Source organism: Chryseobacterium sp. SIMBA_028 (assembly GCF_046535285.1).
Lineage (GTDB): Bacteria > Bacteroidota > Bacteroidia > Flavobacteriales > Weeksellaceae > Chryseobacterium.
On sequence record NZ_JAWRWZ010000565.1, the window covers coordinates 1 to 254 of the forward strand.

Below are 254 nucleotides of genomic sequence, written 5' to 3' on the forward strand. Positions count from 1 at the left end.
GTAGCTCGACGCGGGAGCTTCGCAGTGGGTCGGGTGGTTGAAACCATGGACGACATCAGTGGAAATTCGAACAAAATTGCCGAGATTACCGGGATCATTGAAGGGATTGCATTCCAGACAAACATTCTCGCGCTCAATGCGGCGGTTGAAGCTGCACGCGCTGGGGAGCAGGGGCGTGGGTTTGCGGTCGTTGCCAGCGAGGTACGTAGTCTCGCTCAGCGTTCCTCAAGCGCGGCCAAGGAAATCAAGGATCT

At 56.7% G+C, this 254-nt stretch carries 1 protein-coding gene; it reads left to right on the top strand.

All coding sequences use genetic code 11. The features are described from left to right. A partial coding sequence (locus SCA31_RS24505; RefSeq protein WP_410699576.1) for a methyl-accepting chemotaxis protein occupies positions 1–254 on the top strand: 254 nt, incomplete at both ends.